The sequence below is a fragment of the Pseudomonas sp. AC136 genome (genome assembly GCF_979258585.1).
In genome coordinates this window covers 1,669,292-1,684,953 of record NZ_OZ409865.1, presented here as the reverse complement: position 1 = coordinate 1,684,953, position 15,662 = coordinate 1,669,292, and the positions used below count along the sequence as shown (strand labels likewise).

General features: G+C 60.2%; 15 protein-coding genes. 10 read left to right on the top strand and 5 right to left on the bottom strand.

What is annotated here, in order from left to right:
* Positions 1-112 precede the first annotated feature (112 nt).
* Both ACZZZU_RS07550 and ACZZZU_RS07545 read left to right on the top strand, forming a co-directional pair.
* Complete coding sequence (locus ACZZZU_RS07550; protein WP_463383470.1) at positions 113-1,042, top strand: lipid A biosynthesis lauroyl acyltransferase; 930 nt, start codon at positions 113-115, stop codon at positions 1,040-1,042.
* 69 nt (positions 1,043-1,111) lie between these two features.
* Positions 1,112-2,308, top strand: coding sequence for a patatin-like phospholipase family protein (locus tag ACZZZU_RS07545; protein ID WP_463550254.1), 1,197 nt, complete (start codon positions 1,112-1,114; stop codon positions 2,306-2,308).
* 45 nt (positions 2,309-2,353) lie between these two features.
* On the opposite strand, the gene ACZZZU_RS07540 is transcribed toward ACZZZU_RS07545, so the two are convergent.
* The 3 genes from ACZZZU_RS07540 to ACZZZU_RS07530 all read right to left on the bottom strand — a co-directional run bounded on the left by ACZZZU_RS07540 (position 2,354) and on the right by ACZZZU_RS07530 (position 5,005).
* Positions 2,354-3,145, bottom strand: a complete 792-nt coding sequence (locus tag ACZZZU_RS07540; protein WP_463383468.1) for an MlaA family lipoprotein — start codon at positions 3,143-3,145, stop codon at positions 2,354-2,356.
* Positions 3,142-4,437 (bottom strand): alpha/beta fold hydrolase family protein, encoded by a 1,296-nt coding sequence (locus tag ACZZZU_RS07535; RefSeq protein WP_463383467.1) that lies wholly within the window; start codon positions 4,435-4,437, stop codon positions 3,142-3,144. The genes ACZZZU_RS07540 and ACZZZU_RS07535 overlap by 4 nt, the downstream gene beginning before the upstream one ends.
* Positions 4,438-4,516: 79 nt before the next feature.
* Positions 4,517-5,005: a GNAT family N-acetyltransferase gene (locus tag ACZZZU_RS07530; protein WP_122493857.1), complete on the bottom strand. Its 489-nt coding sequence runs from the start codon at positions 5,003-5,005 to the stop codon at positions 4,517-4,519.
* A gap of 166 nt (positions 5,006-5,171) precedes the next feature.
* Between ACZZZU_RS07530 and ACZZZU_RS07525 the strand changes: the two genes are divergently transcribed.
* Positions 5,172-5,540, top strand: coding sequence for a hypothetical protein (locus tag ACZZZU_RS07525; RefSeq protein WP_122452841.1), 369 nt, complete (start codon positions 5,172-5,174; stop codon positions 5,538-5,540).
* Between the two features lie 290 nt (positions 5,541-5,830).
* On the opposite strand, the gene ACZZZU_RS07520 is transcribed toward ACZZZU_RS07525, so the two are convergent.
* Positions 5,831-7,384 (bottom strand): glycoside hydrolase family 17 protein, encoded by a 1,554-nt coding sequence (locus ACZZZU_RS07520; RefSeq protein WP_463550253.1) that lies wholly within the window; start codon positions 7,382-7,384, stop codon positions 5,831-5,833.
* Between the two features lie 403 nt (positions 7,385-7,787).
* Here ACZZZU_RS07520 and ACZZZU_RS07515 point away from each other — a divergent pair, with 403 nt between their 5' ends.
* The 3 genes from ACZZZU_RS07515 (at position 7,788) to ACZZZU_RS07505 (ending at position 10,821) form a co-directional block, all read left to right on the top strand.
* Complete coding sequence (locus ACZZZU_RS07515; protein WP_463383464.1) at positions 7,788-8,642, top strand: glycine betaine ABC transporter substrate-binding protein; 855 nt, start codon at positions 7,788-7,790, stop codon at positions 8,640-8,642.
* Between the two features lie 213 nt (positions 8,643-8,855).
* Positions 8,856-9,176, top strand: a complete 321-nt coding sequence (locus ACZZZU_RS07510; RefSeq protein WP_463550252.1) for a DUF485 domain-containing protein — start codon at positions 8,856-8,858, stop codon at positions 9,174-9,176.
* Positions 9,163-10,821: a cation acetate symporter gene (locus ACZZZU_RS07505; protein ID WP_122493853.1), complete on the top strand. Its 1,659-nt coding sequence runs from the start codon at positions 9,163-9,165 to the stop codon at positions 10,819-10,821. The genes ACZZZU_RS07510 and ACZZZU_RS07505 overlap by 14 nt, the downstream gene beginning before the upstream one ends.
* A gap of 306 nt (positions 10,822-11,127) precedes the next feature.
* Here ACZZZU_RS07505 and ACZZZU_RS07500 read toward each other — a convergent pair whose 3' ends face one another.
* On the bottom strand, positions 11,128-11,286 hold the full coding sequence (locus ACZZZU_RS07500) for a DUF3309 family protein (RefSeq protein WP_108095509.1): 159 nt from the start codon (positions 11,284-11,286) through the stop codon (positions 11,128-11,130).
* A 142-nt stretch (positions 11,287-11,428) separates the two neighbouring features.
* On the opposite strand from ACZZZU_RS07500, the gene ACZZZU_RS07495 reads away from it, so the two are divergent.
* From ACZZZU_RS07495 to ACZZZU_RS07480, 4 genes are all read left to right on the top strand, one after another.
* Positions 11,429-11,809, top strand: coding sequence for a DUF2784 domain-containing protein (locus tag ACZZZU_RS07495; protein ID WP_463550251.1), 381 nt, complete (start codon positions 11,429-11,431; stop codon positions 11,807-11,809).
* A 114-nt stretch (positions 11,810-11,923) separates the two neighbouring features.
* On the top strand, positions 11,924-12,727 hold the full coding sequence (locus tag ACZZZU_RS07490; protein WP_463550250.1) for an SDR family oxidoreductase: 804 nt from the start codon (positions 11,924-11,926) through the stop codon (positions 12,725-12,727).
* Between the two features lie 123 nt (positions 12,728-12,850).
* Complete coding sequence (locus ACZZZU_RS07485; RefSeq protein ID WP_463550249.1) at positions 12,851-14,023, top strand: MFS transporter; 1,173 nt, start codon at positions 12,851-12,853, stop codon at positions 14,021-14,023.
* Between the two features lie 160 nt (positions 14,024-14,183).
* Positions 14,184-15,656: an inorganic phosphate transporter gene (locus ACZZZU_RS07480; RefSeq protein WP_463550248.1), complete on the top strand. Its 1,473-nt coding sequence runs from the start codon at positions 14,184-14,186 to the stop codon at positions 15,654-15,656.
* Positions 15,657-15,662: the final 6 nt, after the last annotated feature.

Here is a 15,662-nt window from a genome sequence, read left to right as displayed (position 1 = left end):
CGCTGGCGGGCGGCCCCGAATAAGACCGGACTTATAGCGAGAACGCGGTTGGGCCGCAACCCGCGTGCAGTCCTGTAGAATGCGCGCCTTTGTTTGATTTTCGGAAAGCTCGATGGATCGTCCACAGTTTCGCCGCCAATTTCTTCATCCGCGTTACTGGCTGCTTTGGCTCGGCCTCGGTTTGCTGTGGCTGTTGGTGCAGTTGCCGTATCCGCTGCTGCTGGGGTTGGGCCGGGGGCTTGGTTGGATCATGTATGCGGGCGCCCGCTCTCGTCGCGAGATTGCGGCGCGCAACCTTGAGTTGTGCTTCCCACAGATGTCGGCCAGCGAACGCAAAAAGCTGCTGAAAGAAAACTTCGCCTCCACCGGTATCGCCTTTTTTGAAATGGCCATGAGCTGGTGGTGGCCGACCAAACGCCTGGCGCGCCTGGCCCACATTGAAGGGCTGGAGTATTTGCAGGAAGCGCAGCTGCAAGGGCAGGGCGTGATTCTGATGGCGGTGCACTTCACCACGTTGGAAATTGGCGCCGCCTTGTTGGGCCAGCGCCACACCATCGACGGTATGTACCGCGAACATAAAAACGCGGTGTTCGATTTTGTTCAGCGCCGTGGCCGCGAGCGCCATAACCAGGATGCCCAGGCCATTGAGCGCGAAGACGTGCGCGCCATGCTCAAAGTGCTGCGTGCCGGCCGCGCCATCTGGTACGCCCCGGATCAGGATTACGGCCTCAAGCAAAGCGTGTTCGTGCCGCTGTTTGGCATTACTGCCGCCACCGTTACGGCCACCAGCAAGTTCGCCCGCCTGGGCCGTGCGCAGGTGATGCCGTTCACGCAGAAACGTCTGCCCAACGGCGGCGGCTATAAATTGGTGATACATCCGCCACTGCGCAATTTTCCTGGCGAGTCCGAGGAAGAAGACTGCCTGCGGGTGAATCAGTGGGTGGAGCGGGCCATTCTCAGTTGCCCCGAACAATACTTGTGGGCGCACCGTCGTTTTAAAACGCGGCCACCGGGGCAGGCGAAGCTTTACGGCAAACGCTGAATCGCACGAGCTGCTCACACAATCGCGACGCACTTCTATACTCGCGAAAACCCCCGCAGAGAGGCTTCGATGAATCTGGCGCACGATCCAAGCAAACCGGTGACTGGCCTGATTCTCTCTGGCGGTGGAGCGCGAGCGGCTTATCAGGTGGGCGTGCTGGCGGCGATTGCCGACTTGCTGCCCGACACCACGCAAAATCCCTTTCCCGTTATCGTCGGCACGTCGGCCGGCGCCATCAACGCCGTGGGCCTGGCGTGCGGTGCGTTGCAGTTCAATGAAGCGATTAAACGCCTGACCCATGTGTGGCAAAACTTCCACACGCATCAGGTGTACCGCAGTGATTTTTCCGGCGTCGTGCGTCAAGCCAGTCGCTTCTTTGGCCATAGCCTGCTGGGCCTGGGGAAACGGGCGCCGGTAGCGCTGCTCGACAGCTCTCCATTGGGCGGGCTGCTGGCTGAAAACCTCGACTTCACCGGAATCGCCGCCGCCGTGCGTATGCGAAAGCTGCGTGCCGTGGCAGTGACTGCCTTTGGCTACGACTCTGGCCAGGCGGTGACGTTCTACCAGGGGCGCGCCGCCATCGACCCTTGGTTTCGTCATCGCCGCGTGGGAGTGCCGACGCGTTTGCAGCTCGAACATCTGTTGGCCAGCGCGGCGATTCCGCTGATATTCCCGCCGGTGAAAATCAATCGGGAATATTTTGGCGACGGTGCCATGCGCTCATCCGCCCCCATCAGCCCGGCGCTGCACTTGGGCGCCAACCGCGTGCTGGTGGTCGGTGTGAGTGGCAACGCCAATCCGCATAACGTGCCAACCCGCACGAAAGTGGCGGGGCCGCCGAGTCTGGCGCAGGTCAGCGGCCATTTGCTCAACAGCACCTTTATCGACAGCCTGGAAAGCGACATCGAGCTGCTCGAACGCATGAACCAGATGTGCCGCTTGCTGCCCGCTGACTTGCCGGCGAAAAGTTCGGCAATCAAGCCGGTAGACGTATTGGTGATTTCCCCCAGCCAGCCGCTGGACCACATCGCCGCCCGCCATTGGCACGAGCTGCCGCGCACCCTGCGCATGTTTTTGCGCGGGCCGGGAGCGAAGAAAGCCGGTGGGGCGGGGGTGCTGAGTTACTTGCTGTTCGAGTCGGGTTATTGCAATGAGCTGATCGAACTGGGGTATCAGGACGCCATGGCCAAGAAGGCCGAGTTGGTGCGTTTTCTGGGGTTGGAACCGCAGGTGGCGCAGTCGTTGGCGCCGGAGCTGAGCCGTTAGCGAGCGGCCCTTTGGGCTTCGCCGAAGCGAAGCCCAACACAATCTTTACTCAGCCACCTGCAACTTGCGCGCTTCGGTGTACACGTAACGCACTTTCTCGTACTCGAACGGCGAGTTGGTCTGGCCGTAGCGGAAGGTGGTCACGTAGCGGCGGTCGATGGAGCGCAGCAGGAACAATTCCGGGTGGTCCTGGCTGATTTCGGCCACGTTGAGGAAGTTGATCTGGTTTTCCAGCGTGAAGTCTGCCAGCAACCCACCGGTATCACGCAGGTTCGAAGGGCCGAGAATCGGCAACATCACGTACGGACCCGCAGGCACGCCATAGAAGCCCAGCGTCTGGCCGAAGTCTTCCGACTGTTTAGGCAAACCCATCATGGTCGCGGGGTCCCACAGGCCCACCACGCCAATGGTGGTGTTCAGCAGCAGGCGGCCGGTGGTTTCCAGTGAGCGCTGACCTTTGAACTGCAGCAGGCTGTTGACCAGGTTGGGGATGTCGCCAATGTTGCTGAAGAAGTTGCTCACGCCACTGCGCACGAACTGCGGGGTAACGTAGCGATAGCCTTCCACAACCGGCAGGAACACCCACTCATCGAAGCGGTAGTTGAAGTGGTAAATGCGCCGGTTCACCGATTCCAGCGGGTCGTACACGTTCAAGGCGTCGAGGGTCGAGCGTTCGAATTCGTGCTGGTCCAGGCCGGCGTTGAATTTCAGCGCTTTGAGCGGCTCGGTGAAGCCATCCGCGTCGGCAGCCGGCGCGGTCGTCGGTGTTTGTGGGTCGGCAGCCTGCGCCGCGCCAGTGGCCAGCAACAGAGCCAGCAGCAAGGAAGTCTTGGTCATTTCAGCAGCTCCAGCATGGCGGCGGTATTTACGCGGTAGTTGAGGTTGCCGCAGTGCCCGCCGTGCGGGTAAACGGTCAAACGGTCGCCCATCGTTCTGCGTAAAAAGCCCAGGTCGCCGGGGCCGAGAATCACGTCATCCTTGTTGTGCATCACCAGCACCTTGTCGCTGGTTTTCAGGTAATCCTCCAGCGCGTACAAGCTCACCTGATCGATCAGTTGCAGCAAGCTGCCGCCGTCGGTGCGCGCGCGCCACATGGGAATCAGTTGCTCGCGAATGTAGCAGTCGAAGTCGCACTGCAGGGCTTTGCGGAAATACGGGGTCAGGCTGGTGCCTTCGCTGATCGGGGTTTCCGGCGGGGTGATGAGGCCGCGGCGGTTGATCAGGTCAGACGTAAAGGCGATGTCGGCCGAGGAGAAGCGGAACGAAGTGCCGATCAGCATCGCCAACTGCTCGTCAGACAGGTGCTCTTTGGACTGTTGCAGGTCGTAGAGCATCGCATCGTTGATGTCAATGTAACCCTTCTGCTGGAAGTAGCGGGTCAGCTTGCTCAGCACCGTGTCATAAAAGGTGCTGCTGTTGGACACGCCCTTTACCTCGGTTTGCACCAGGCGATCGAGGTTGGTAATCGAGGTGTAGAGGTTCACCGGCGGGTTGAGCATCAACACTTTCTTGAAGTTGAAGCTGCGCCGGGTTTCATCCAGCTTGCTGACAAACGCCGCGTTCAACGCGCCCAGGCTGTAGCCGGTGAGGTAGAAGTCGGTCACTTCCACTTCCGGGTGCTGGGCACGCACCGCTTGCATCACGTTGTACAAGTCTTCAGCGTCTTCGGTGCTGACACCTGGCGTGGCGTGGCGCGAAGCGGCGGTCATGAAGTCGTAGCTGGTGGGCGAGGAGAGCTGCACGACGTGGTAGCCCGCGCCGTAGAACACCTTCTTCAGGCCTTCGGCCAGCGAGCTGGAATAATGCCCGCCGGTGCCGGCAATGATGAAAATCAGCGGCGCCGGGCCTTTTTGTTTGGCCATGCGGTAGCGCAGGGTTTTCACCGGCCAGAAGTTATCTGGCACTTCCAGTTCACGCTCGGGGCGCAGTTTGAGGTTGTAATCGGCCTGGTCGATGTCCAGGTCATCCGGCACTTGCGCGCGCAATTCCGGAGGCGTCGTGGCGATGGTCGCCTCGAACGGGTTGGTCAGTGGAAACCCATAGCTGGCCTCATCGATGTCGGCAGCCGACAACAACGGACTGAGGCATAAACCTGCCATAAGCGCAGCAAAACGTGAGAGGCGCGGCATCGCAAATCCCTTTAGAAGATAAAGTGCGGAGTGAATCTGGCGATATGACAGCAGACACGCTGGTATAGCACAGACATATTTACTCGGCTTGTTTTGCCAGCTCAGCCAGTGCTGCGCCGCTGAGTCGGTAGGTGGTCCAGTCGTCCTGCGGGCGCGCGCCAAGGCGGCGATAAAAGCCCAGCGCCGGCTCGTTCCAGTCCAGCACCGCCCACTCCAAGCGACCACAACCGCGCTCTACGGCCAGCTGCGCCAAACGTGCCAACAAGGCCTTGCCCAGCCCGGAACTGCGCGCCGCTTCGCGAACGTACAGGTCTTCCAGATAAATACCGGGCTTGCCCAGGAAGGTCGAGAAGCTGGAGAAGAACAGGGCAAACCCCTGGGGCTCGCCATCCAGCTCGCCGATCAGCACTTCGGCGAACGGGCGTGGGCCAAACAGGTTAGCCGTGAGGTCTTCGGGAGTGGCGACGGCTTGGTCGCCGAGTTTTTCATACACCGCCAACTCGTGAATCAGGCTGAGGATCAGGCCGACGTCATCGGGCGTGGCGGTGCGCAATTGAATACGGGACATACAGGCTCCTGGAATGGCGAACTGAGCGGAGCTTGCCGGCTCCCTGCGCGTGCGGCAACAGGATGATATGAAAACCGTGGCCAAGGCTTGATCTTTGGTGCTCCGGCGCTTGCATACGGCGTTCGGGCGTTTATCCTGAGCGCCGATTTATTTACCGGAGAAACCCATGTCCCGTCGTTTGCCCCTGATCGCCTTGCTGATCGTTCTGGCCCTGTGGCTGGCCGCCGCCTACGGACTGCGTTTCGCCCTGATGGAAGACAGCCAGTGGGTCGGCATTTGCGTTGACCAGGCGCAGCGCTGGGAATGCCAGGTGCGTGACGGCCTGGGGCTGTTGATTCATTTCCGTGTTATCGCCTGGGCCGGTCTGGGCGGCGCCTTGCTGGCATTCGTGGTGCCGGGCCGCGCTGGCTGGTGGCTGGCGGTTGCTGCGCTGGTGTTCGCCCTGCCGGCGCTGGTGCTGTATAGCGCCAGCCTGGCGGTGTTTGCCGTGGTGATAGCGGCATTGCGCTTGGTTCGGGCGCCGCGTCTGGCTTGAAAATATCGCGGCTAAAGCCGCTCCTACAGGTGGGCGTGATCCTGTAGGAGCGGCTTTAGCCGCGATTGCTGTTAACCAAAAAAAAACGGGGCTCATCGTGAGCCCCGTTTTTTTATTGCCTGCGTTTGGCCTAGCTGGCCGAACCCCCGCATGACGCCAGAAAAGCATCGCGGCTAAAGCCGCTCCTACAGGATGAGTGTGATTCTGTAGGAGCGGCTTTAGCCGCGATGCTGTTGACCAAAAAAAACGGGGCTCATCGTGAGCCCCGTTTTTTATTGCCTGCCTTTGGCCTAGCTGGCCCGAACCCGCAAGCTGCGCCACAGCGCGGCGACCATCAGCACACTCACCGCTGCCCAACCCAGCGCCTGCCAGTTGCCCAGGGTTTCCTGGTACAGCTGCGGCAGGATGCCGGCGCCGACGATCAGCGTCAGAAGGGCAATTTCACGGCGTGGCCCGGCCACGGGGCGGCATACGTACACCAGCGTCGGCAGCAGCAACACCATGCTTGGGAAGCAGCGGTAGCGCGGGTCGAATACCAAACCGAGCATCAGTACCGCCGCCGCGAACCCACTGGCCGCCAACCACCAGCCACCGCGCGCTTGCAGCCATTGATAGGCGCCGGCACGCCAGCCGCCCTTGCTCGACAACGCCAACGCGCCATGGGCCAGCACGATCAGGTTCAGCCCCACCAGAAATGCCGCCCACGCCCATTCGCCGATGTAGCGGCTATTAACCCGCGCCATCTCGCCCCACAGCGCAATGCTGCAAGCGCCTACAGCGGCGAGCAGCGGCAGCAGCAAGGCCGAACGGGTGGAGTTGGGGCGCCCGGCCAGCAGCAGGGTGGCGAAGAAAATCACACCGCTGACGCTCAGCCACAACGTCCAGTTGGCGAAGTTCGAGACCGGACCGGCCAGCACGTTTTTGTCTTGGCGGTCGGCGTCGTACAGGCCCCAGTAGCCGCCCATGGCGCCTTCGCTGACGCGCTTCCACGGTTGGTCGAATGCTTCGATCAGGTTGTAATTCCAGCCGTTCTTTTCGGCCATGGCCACGAAGCCACGGATGAACTTGGCTTCGTTGACGCGGCTCGGCACAGCGGTTTCGCGCTGACGGCCTTCGCTTGGCCAGCCGGTTTCGCCGATGAAAATGTCTTTGGGCGCGAACTTGCTGCCGAACACCTGACGAATTTCAGCTACGTGAGCCAGGGCTTCGTCGATGCCGGTGGGGTCATCTTCCCAGTACGGCAGCAAGTGAATGGTCAGGAAGTCTACCGCTGGCGCCACTTCCGGGTGCTTGAGCCAGAATTCCCACACGTCCGCGTAGGTGACCGGCTGCTTGATTTGCGCCTTTACGTCGCCGATCAGCTTGGCCAGTTGCGCGCCGGTGACTTCCTTGCGCAGCAAGGTTTCGTTGCCGACGATCACCGACTCCACCACATCCGGGTTCTCGTTGGCCGACTTGATCAGCGCATCGACTTCCTTCTTGGTGTCCACCGGATTGCCGTTCACCCAGGCGCCCAGCATCAGCTTCAGGCCGTGCTTGCGAGCGAGGTCGGGAATGGCTTCAAGGCCAGTCATGGAGTAGGTGCGAATGCAGTGAAAGCGCGTGGCCAGCAATGCCAGGTCGGCATCCATGCGCTCGGGACGCAGGGCGAAAGGCTGGTCGAAGGGCGACTGATCCTTGTCGAACGGCGTGTACGAGGCGCACTGCAATTTGTGCGTCGGCGTCGCTGCGTCGGGCAGTACCAACGGTTGACCCAGGCCAAACCACAGGCCGCCAATGGCGAACAGGGCAAGCAGGCAGGCGAACACATAGGGCAGGGCGGGGAAGCGAGAGGATGCGGGCATAGTTAGGCGCGTCTGGGGGCAAAGCCGCGCAGTTTACCTGCATTCGTTCTGTTTAGCGTAGAGCCGCCAATGCCGTGTGTGAGTGCATATTAATGGGCCCGGCGCAGCGGTACTTGAATGCGCGTTCAATCATAAATTTCAAGGGCTTGGAGCAGGCGTTGACGGTGCTGGATATCGACCTTGTCGTTCCTGAGTCAACGATGTCGTTTCTTCGCGGTGTTGATGTCGTTCTTGGAGCAGGTGAGCGCTGCGGTTGGGTCGATTATCAGGGCGTCGGCACACGACTGACTCAGGGCGTGGGCCAGCAGAATTTTGCGAGAGGCCCGTCCACAAGAACAACCACACAGACACAACTACCTGCCACTCGGCAGCCGCCGAGCCACACTTTTCGGGGAACAGACTTATGAGCAAAATGCGTCGGTTATTGGGTTTGGGTGCCGGTTTGGCACTGGCACTGAGCACCGGTTTGGCAGGTGCCGCCGATAAACCCACATTGAAAATCGGCTACGTCGATGGCTGGTCCGACAGCGTCGCCACCACCCACGTGGCGGCGGAAATCATCAAACAGAAACTCGGCTACGACGTGCAGCTGATGCCTGTCGCTACCGGCATCATGTGGCAGGGCGTGGCCAAAGGTCAGCTCGACGCCATGCTCTCGGCGTGGCTGCCCGTCACCCACGGCGCTTACTACGAAAAACTCAAAGACCAAGTGGTCGACCTCGGCCCGAACTTCAACGACGCCAAAATCGGTTTGATCGTGCCTGAGTACGTCACCGCGAAAACCGTAGGCGATCTGCAAGCGCAAAAAGACGCCTTCGGCGGCCGCATCGTCGGCATCGACGCTGGCTCAGGGGTGATGCTGAAAACCGACCAGGCCATCAAAGACTACGGCCTGGAGTACAAACTGCTCGCCAGCTCCGGCAGCGCCATGACCGCCGAACTGGCCCGCGCCATCCGCTCGGAAAAACCGATCGCGGTCACCGGCTGGATTCCGCACTGGATGTTCGCCAAGTGGAAACTGCGTTTCCTCGAAGACCCGAAAAACGTTTATGGCGCAGCCGAACACGTCGACAGCGTGGCCAACCCTGGCCTGGAAGCCAAAGCACCGACCGTGGTGGCCTTCTTGAAGAAATTCAACTGGACCCCCGACGAAATCGGCAGCGTGATGCTGGCCGTGGAAGAGGGCGCCAAGCCAGCCGAAGCCGCGAAAAAATGGGTGGCAGAGCACCCGGATCGCGTGGATGGCTGGTTGAAATAAGGGTAATTGCGCTTGGCACGAAGCCGCTCACTTGAGCGGCTTTGTTGTTTTGGGGCATGCCAGCCGCTACTACAGGAACGTGGAATCTGTGGGAGCGGCTTTAGCCGCGATGCTTTTAAATGTTTCGAATAAGACTAAGGTCGTCTGTCTTCCGGCCCTGAGCGAACTATTGTTAGCTCACCAGCAACCCGTGCTGCGGAGGATAAAAATAAAATGAACGACAGCATCTACGAGCGGATTGAGCAAAGTCCGCGTTTCAAAGAGTTGGTAGCCAAGCGCGAGCGCTTCGCCTGGATACTTTCCGCCATCATGCTTGGCCTCTACGTGGCCTTCATTCTGATCATTGCCTTCGACCCCAGCCTGTTCGGTACGCCGATCAGCGAAGGGTCGCCCACCACCTGGGGTATTCCAGCCGGTATCGGTTTGATTCTCTCTGCCTTCGTGCTGACCGGTATCTATGTGTACCGCGCCAACGGCGAGTTCGATGACATGAACCAGGCGATTCTGGACGAGGTGAAAAATGATCGCGCGTAACCTTGCGGCGTGCGCCTTGCTCGCCTTCGCTCCCGCCCTCTGGGCTGCCGATGCCATTAGCGGCGCGGTGCAGCGGCAACCGATCAACGTGGCGGCCATCGTCATGTTCGTGGCGTTTGTCGGTGCCACCTTGTTCATCACCTACTGGGCGTCCAAGCGCAATAACTCCACCGCTGACCATTACGCGGCGGGCGGCAAAATCACCGGCTTCCAGAACGGTTTGGCGATTGCCGGCGACTACATGTCGGCGGCCTCCTTCCTGGGTATTTCCGCGCTGGTGTACACCTCCGGCTACGACGGTTTGATCTACTCCATCGGCTTCTTGGTGGGCTGGCCGATCATTCTGTTCCTGATCGCTGAGCGTCTGCGCAACCTGGGCAAATACACCTTTGCCGACGTGGCGTCATACCGCCTCAAGCAGAAAGAAATCCGCACCCTGTCGGCAAGTGGTTCGCTGGTGGTGGTGGCGTTCTACCTGATCGCGCAGATGGTTGGCGCCGGCAAGCTGATTCAGCTGCTGTTCGGGTTGGATTACCACGTGGCGGTGATTCTGGTCGGCATTCTGATGGTGCTGTACGTGCTGTTCGGCGGCATGTTGGCCACCACCTGGGTACAAATCATCAAAGCCGTGCTGCTGCTCTCGGGCGCTTCGTTCATGGCGCTGATGGTGATGAAAACCGTCAACTTCGACTTCGGTACGCTGTTCTCCGAAGCCGTGAAAGTGCACGCCAAAGGCCAGGCAATCATGAGCCCCGGTGCGCTGGTGAGTGACCCGATTTCGGCGATCTCCCTCGGCTTGGCGCTGATGTTCGGTACCGCCGGTTTGCCGCACATCCTCATGCGCTTCTTCACCGTGAGCGATGCCAAGGAAGCCCGCAAAAGCGTGTTCTACGCCACCGGCTTCATCGGCTACTTCTACATCCTGACCTTCATCATCGGCTTCGGCGCGATCTTGCTGGTGAGCACCAACCCGGCGTTCAAAGATGCAGCCGGCGCGTTGCTGGGCGGTAACAACATGGCGGCGGTGCACTTGGCCAACGCCGTGGGCGGCAGTCTGTTCCTGGGCTTCATCTCGGCCGTAGCGTTCGCCACCATTCTGGCTGTGGTTGCGGGCTTGACCCTGGCCGGCGCCTCGGCGGTGTCGCATGACATTTATGCCAGCGTCATCAAAGGCGGCAAAGCCAACGAAAAAGATGAACTGCGCGTATCGAAGATCACCACCATCGCCCTCGGCGTTCTCGCTATCGGCCTGGGCATTCTCTTCGAGAAACAGAACATCGCCTTTATGGTGGGCCTGGCGTTCTCCATTGCTGCGAGCTGCAACTTCCCCGTGCTGTTCCTTTCCATGTACTGGAAAAACCTCACTACCCGCGGCGCGATGGTGGGTGGTTGGTTGGGGCTGCTGACGGCCGTGGGCCTGATGATTCTCGGCCCAACCATCTGGGTTCAGGTGCTGGGTAACGCCAAGGCCATTTTCCCCTACGAATACCCGGCGTTGTTCTCGATGTTCGTCGCGTTCGTGGGCATCTGGTTCTTCTCGATCACCGACAAATCCACCTCGGCCAGCGAAGAGCGTGCGCGCTTCCTGCCGCAATTCGTTCGCTCGCAAACCGGCCTGGGTGCCAGTGGTGCAGCGGCGCATTGATCGACATAGCTTCTGAGTGATTTTGGGCAGCCTTCGGGCTGCCTTTTTTTATGAGCGCATGGCGGTTATAGCTGCTCCTACCCACTTTGTAGGAGCGGCTTTAGCCGCGATGCTTTTAAATTTTCACACGCAAATCGCGATCGAGCGAGCTAGAGACGGGCAAGGCAAAAACGGGTTTTCAAGCGCAGTTGGCTGTAGCCAATGAGCATTGAAAGCCCGTTTTTAACGCCGCCCGGCCGACGCGCAGCCGATCGCCAGGCATAAAAAAGCCCCGCACTAGGCGGGGCTTTTTATGCCGGCGAGGAACTAGATCCTGCCAAGCAGCGCCAAAATGATCACGATGATCAAAATGGTGCCCAGAATGCCCGACGGGCCATAGCCCCAGCTTCTGGAGTGCGGGTACAGCGGCAGGCCGCCGACGAGGAGAAGAATAAGTACCACGATCAAAATTGTGCTGAGGCCCATGGGTGTATTCCTTGTTCTAGACCGTTGAATGCAACTTCCTTCGGAGGCCGTGCAACCGTTGCGCTTGCCTCGTCTACTTAGTACGACTAAGCGAGCTTTCTAATAATTCAGGTTATTTCTGCGCAATGCAGGAGGAGGGAAGATGGCGTTTCGCCTGGCCGCTGATGCCGTGGTGCTGGTGCACCTGTTGTTCATTCTGTTTGTACTGTTCGGCGGGCTGCTGGTGTTGCGCTGGCGCTGGGTCATGGCGCTGCACCTGCCTGCGGTGGCGTGGGGCGCCGCCGTGGAATTTCTGCACCTGTATTGCCCACTTACGCCGCTGGAAAACCAGCTGCGCCAGGCCGCCGGCCAGCAGGGTTACGACGGCGGTTTTATTGAGCATTACCTCATTCCCCTGATTTACCCGCGCGGCCTGACTGCCGAGATGCAGCTGGGGTTCGGCGCTGTGGTGCTGGTGCTGAATATCGCCGTGTACGCCTATGTGATTCGCGGCGCCGTGCAGGCAAAAAAGGCCCAGGCATGAGCACGGTTTGCTTCGCTCATTCAGCAGCCTAATGGTGCGTGGGCCGGGGGATTGCGTTCGCTACACTGGCATCACTCCTCACCCATGACACCTATAAGAAAAGGCAGCCTTACTATGCAAAATCGCATGATGATCACCGGCGCGGGTTCTGGCTTGGGCCGCGAAATCGCGTTGCGTTGGGCGCGCGAAGGCTGGCAATTGGCGCTGTCCGATGTCAGCGAGCCGGGCCTGGCAGAAACCCTGAAGCTGGTGCGCGAAGCCGGCGGCGATGGCTTTACCCTGCGTTGCGACGTGCGCGATTACAGCCAGCTCACCGCCCTGGCGCAGGCATGCGAAACCAAGTTTGGTGGCGTCGATATCATCGTCAACAACGCTGGCGTCGCCTCGGGCGGCTTCTTCAGCGACCTGTCGCTGGAAGACTGGGACTGGCAGATTTCCATCAACCTGATGGGCGTGGTCAAAGGCTGCAAAGCCTTCCTGCCGCTGCTGGAACGCAGTAAAGGTCGGATCATCAACATCGCCTCTATGGCCGCGTTGATGCAGGGCCCGGCGATGAGCAACTACAACGTGGCCAAGGCCGGCGTGGTGGCGTTGTCGGAAAGCTTGCTGGCCGAACTCAAGCAGCAGGAAATCGGTGTGCACGTGGTGTGCCCATCGTTCTTCCAGACCAACCTGATGGATTCGTTCCGCGGCCCGACCCCGACCATGAAAGCCCAAGTCGGCAAACTGCTCGAAAGCAGCCCCATCAGCGCGGCCGACATTGCCGACTACATCTTCAGCTCGGTGGCCAACAACGAGTTCATGATTCTGCCGCACGAGCAAGGCCGCATGGCCTGGGCCGTTAAGCAGAAGAACCCGGAGCTGCTGTACAACGAAATGGCCGTGATGGCCGAGAAGATGCGCGCCAAAGGCAAGTAAGTCGTGTGCTGTTAACTTGTCTGGCCGGTCAATTTTTTTGCCGGCCAGGCTTGTTCGTCACCGCCCTTGAATAGTAGGGTTGCTGGCCCGGCCTGCCTGGTCGTCGCCACGTTGACTATTCCTGTGAAACCCATCTCTCGGGGCCTGCTCTTTGTCGCCCTGGTGCTGGCCGCAATCAATTTGCGCCCTGGCATCACCTCCCTCGCTCCGCTCATCGAACAGATCGCCAATGAACTGTCGTTGAGTCGCGGCCTTATCGCCTTGACCACCGCCTTGCCCGTGTTGTGCATGGGTTTGCTCGCGCCTTTTGCGCCGCGCCTCGCCGTGCGTTTCGGCCTGGAGCGCACCATTACCGGCTGCATGGCATTGATCGGCGGCGCCTTGCTGCTGCGTCTGGCCAGCCATAACAGCGTGGTTTTAATCGGCAGTGCGGTGTTTGTCGGCGCCGGCATTGCCGTGGCGGGGCCGCTGCTTTCCGGTTTTATCAAGCGCCACTTTGTCGGCAAGGTCGGCCGCGTGGTGGCCTGGTATTCCTTGAGCATGACCATCGGCGGTGCCGGCGGCGCGGTATTGACCGGGCCGATGACCGGCCTGCTCGACGAGCGCTGGCATTGGGGGCTGGCGATCTGGGCGGTGCCGGCGCTGGTTGCCGTGCTGCTCTGGCTGTGGGTGCCAAACAAACAGGAAGACCCGGCCGAGGTTGGCGGCGGCGGTGGCTTGCCGTGGCGCGAACCGCGCGCCTGGGTGATTACCGGTTTCTTCGCCATTCAGGCCGGGCTGTTTTACACGCTCACCACCTGGCTGACGGCGCGTTATCACGAAGTCGGCTTCGACGCTTCGCAGAGCAACACCTTGTTCAGCTCGTTCATGATGATCGGCCTGCCCAGCGCCTTCGTGCTGCCATGGCTGGCCCAGCGCTACGACAATCGCGCGCAGCTGCTGCTGGTCTGTGCCATCACCTCAAGCCTGTGCCTGGGCATGATTTCCTTTATGCCGCAGCTGCTGCCGCAGGTTGTTGCGCTGCTGTTGGGCTTTGCCTTGAGCGGCTCGTTTGCGTTGTCGTTGGTGCTGCCGATGTACGAAGTGAACACGCCGCTGGCCGTCAGCCGATGGACTGCCATGATGCTGTGCGCCGGTTACAGCATCAGCAGTTTCACGCCGATTCTGACTGGCCTGGTGCGCGATTTGACCGGCAGTTATCAGGTGCCGTTTATCGTCCTCACCGGGCTGGCCGCCAGCATGATCGTTCTGGCTGTGCTGCTTCGTCCGCGTGCCGCATCGCTCGCTGCCCAGTAACAATTTGCCGCACCGGCCCGCATCCCGCGCGGGCTGTGGGGTTTATGACCGTGTCGTGACGGTTTTTCTCTGCTAGCGTTACCAGCCAGCAGTTTGAGGATTTTCACACTGCGGTTATCTGGCATAATCGCGCCCCCTTTCGACCTGAACAGAAAACCACATGTTCGATCTTTTCAGCGGGCTGGAACCCTGGGTACTCATCAGCCTGATCCTGGCCCTGGCATTCGTCCTGTTCTTCGAGTTCATCAACGGCTTCCATGACACCGCCAACGCGGTGGCAACCGTTATCTACACCAAAGCCATGCCGCCCCATCTGGCGGTGATGCTCTCCGGTGTTTTCAACTTCCTCGGTGTGTTGCTCGGCGGCGTTGGCGTGGCGTATGCCATTGTTCACTTGCTGCCGGTCGAACTGCTGATCAACGTAAACACCGGCCACGGCCTGGCCATGGTGTTCTCGTTGCTGGCAGCGGCCATCACCTGGAACCTCGGCACCTGGTACTTCGGTATTCCAGCGTCCAGCTCGCACACCTTGATCGGCTCGATTCTTGGTGTCGGCCTGGCCAATGCGCTGATCAGCGATATCCCGCTGGCAGACGGCGTGAACTGGCAGAAAGCGATTGATATCGGCATGTCGCTGATCGCCTCGCCCATTGCCGGCTTTGCGGTCGCGGCGCTGGTACTGCTGGGCCTGAAATGGTGGCGCCCGCTGTCGAAGATGCACAAAACCCCGGAACAGCGCCGCAAGATCGACGACAAGAAACACCCGCCATTTTGGAATCGCCTGGTGCTGGTGTTGTCGGCCATGGGCGTGAGTTTTGTACACGGCTCCAACGATGGGCAGAAAGGCATCGGCCTGATCATGCTGGTGCTTATCGGTATTGTGCCGGCGCAGTTCGTTCTGGACCTCAACAGCACCACCTACCAGATTGAACGCACCCGTGATGCCACCATTCACCTGAGCCAGTTCTACGACCGCAATCGCGAAAGCCTCGGTGAATTCCTGGCGCTGGGCAAAGGCGACACCGCCGAGATGCCGGAACTGTTCCGCTGCAACCCGCAGCAAACCGAAGCCACCATCGCCGGTCTGTTGAAAGACCTCAAAGGCGTGAGCGACTACCACAGCCTGGAAGCCGATACCCGCATTCAAGTGCGCCGCTACCTGCTGTGCCTGGACGACACCGCGAAGAAAGTCGGCAAGCTCGACGCCCTGGACTCGCGGGAAAAATCCGACCTCGACAAGCTGCGTAAAGACCTCACCGCCACCACCGAATACTCGCCGTTTTGGGTCATTCTGGCCGTGGCGCTGGCGCTGGGTATCGGCACCATGGTCGGTTGGAAACGCGTAGTGCTGACCATTGGCGAGAAGATTGGTAAACAAGGCATGACCTACGCCCAAGGCATGTCGGCACAGATTACCGCCGCGTGCGCCATTGGCCTGGCCAACGTGTTCAGCCTGCCGGTGTCGACCACTCACGTATTGTCGTCCGGTGTTGCCGGCACAATGGTCGCGAACAAAAGCGGCCTGCAGGGCGGCACGGTGCGCAATATCTTGCTGGCGTGGTTGCTGACCTTGCCCATTTCGATGGGGCTGGCAGCCAGCCTGTTCTGGATAGCCACACGGTTCGTCGATTAATAAAAA

Bases quoted from the DNA above. Each gene is read 5' to 3' on its own strand.
- ACZZZU_RS07480 (WP_463550248.1), top strand. From the start codon at position 14,184: ATGTTCGATCTTTTCAGCGGGCTGGAACCCTGGGTACTCATCAGCCTG.
- ACZZZU_RS07490 (WP_463550250.1), top strand. From the start codon at position 11,924: ATGCAAAATCGCATGATGATCACCGGCGCGGGTTCTGGCTTGGGCCGC.
- ACZZZU_RS07530 (WP_122493857.1), bottom strand. From the start codon at position 5,005: ATGTCCCGTATTCAATTGCGCACCGCCACGCCCGATGACGTCGGCCTG.
- ACZZZU_RS07520 (WP_463550253.1), bottom strand. From the start codon at position 7,384: ATGCCCGCATCCTCTCGCTTCCCCGCCCTGCCCTATGTGTTCGCCTGC.
- ACZZZU_RS07545 (WP_463550254.1), top strand. From the start codon at position 1,112: ATGAATCTGGCGCACGATCCAAGCAAACCGGTGACTGGCCTGATTCTC.
- ACZZZU_RS07505 (WP_122493853.1), top strand. From the start codon at position 9,163: ATGATCGCGCGTAACCTTGCGGCGTGCGCCTTGCTCGCCTTCGCTCCC.
- ACZZZU_RS07540 (WP_463383468.1), bottom strand. From the start codon at position 3,145: ATGACCAAGACTTCCTTGCTGCTGGCTCTGTTGCTGGCCACTGGCGCG.
- ACZZZU_RS07510 (WP_463550252.1), top strand. From the start codon at position 8,856: ATGAACGACAGCATCTACGAGCGGATTGAGCAAAGTCCGCGTTTCAAA.
- ACZZZU_RS07500 (WP_108095509.1), bottom strand. From the start codon at position 11,286: ATGGGCCTCAGCACAATTTTGATCGTGGTACTTATTCTTCTCCTCGTC.
- ACZZZU_RS07550 (WP_463383470.1), top strand. From the start codon at position 113: ATGGATCGTCCACAGTTTCGCCGCCAATTTCTTCATCCGCGTTACTGG.
- ACZZZU_RS07495 (WP_463550251.1), top strand. From the start codon at position 11,429: ATGGCGTTTCGCCTGGCCGCTGATGCCGTGGTGCTGGTGCACCTGTTG.
- ACZZZU_RS07515 (WP_463383464.1), top strand. From the start codon at position 7,788: ATGAGCAAAATGCGTCGGTTATTGGGTTTGGGTGCCGGTTTGGCACTG.
- ACZZZU_RS07535 (WP_463383467.1), bottom strand. From the start codon at position 4,437: ATGCCGCGCCTCTCACGTTTTGCTGCGCTTATGGCAGGTTTATGCCTC.
- ACZZZU_RS07525 (WP_122452841.1), top strand. From the start codon at position 5,172: ATGTCCCGTCGTTTGCCCCTGATCGCCTTGCTGATCGTTCTGGCCCTG.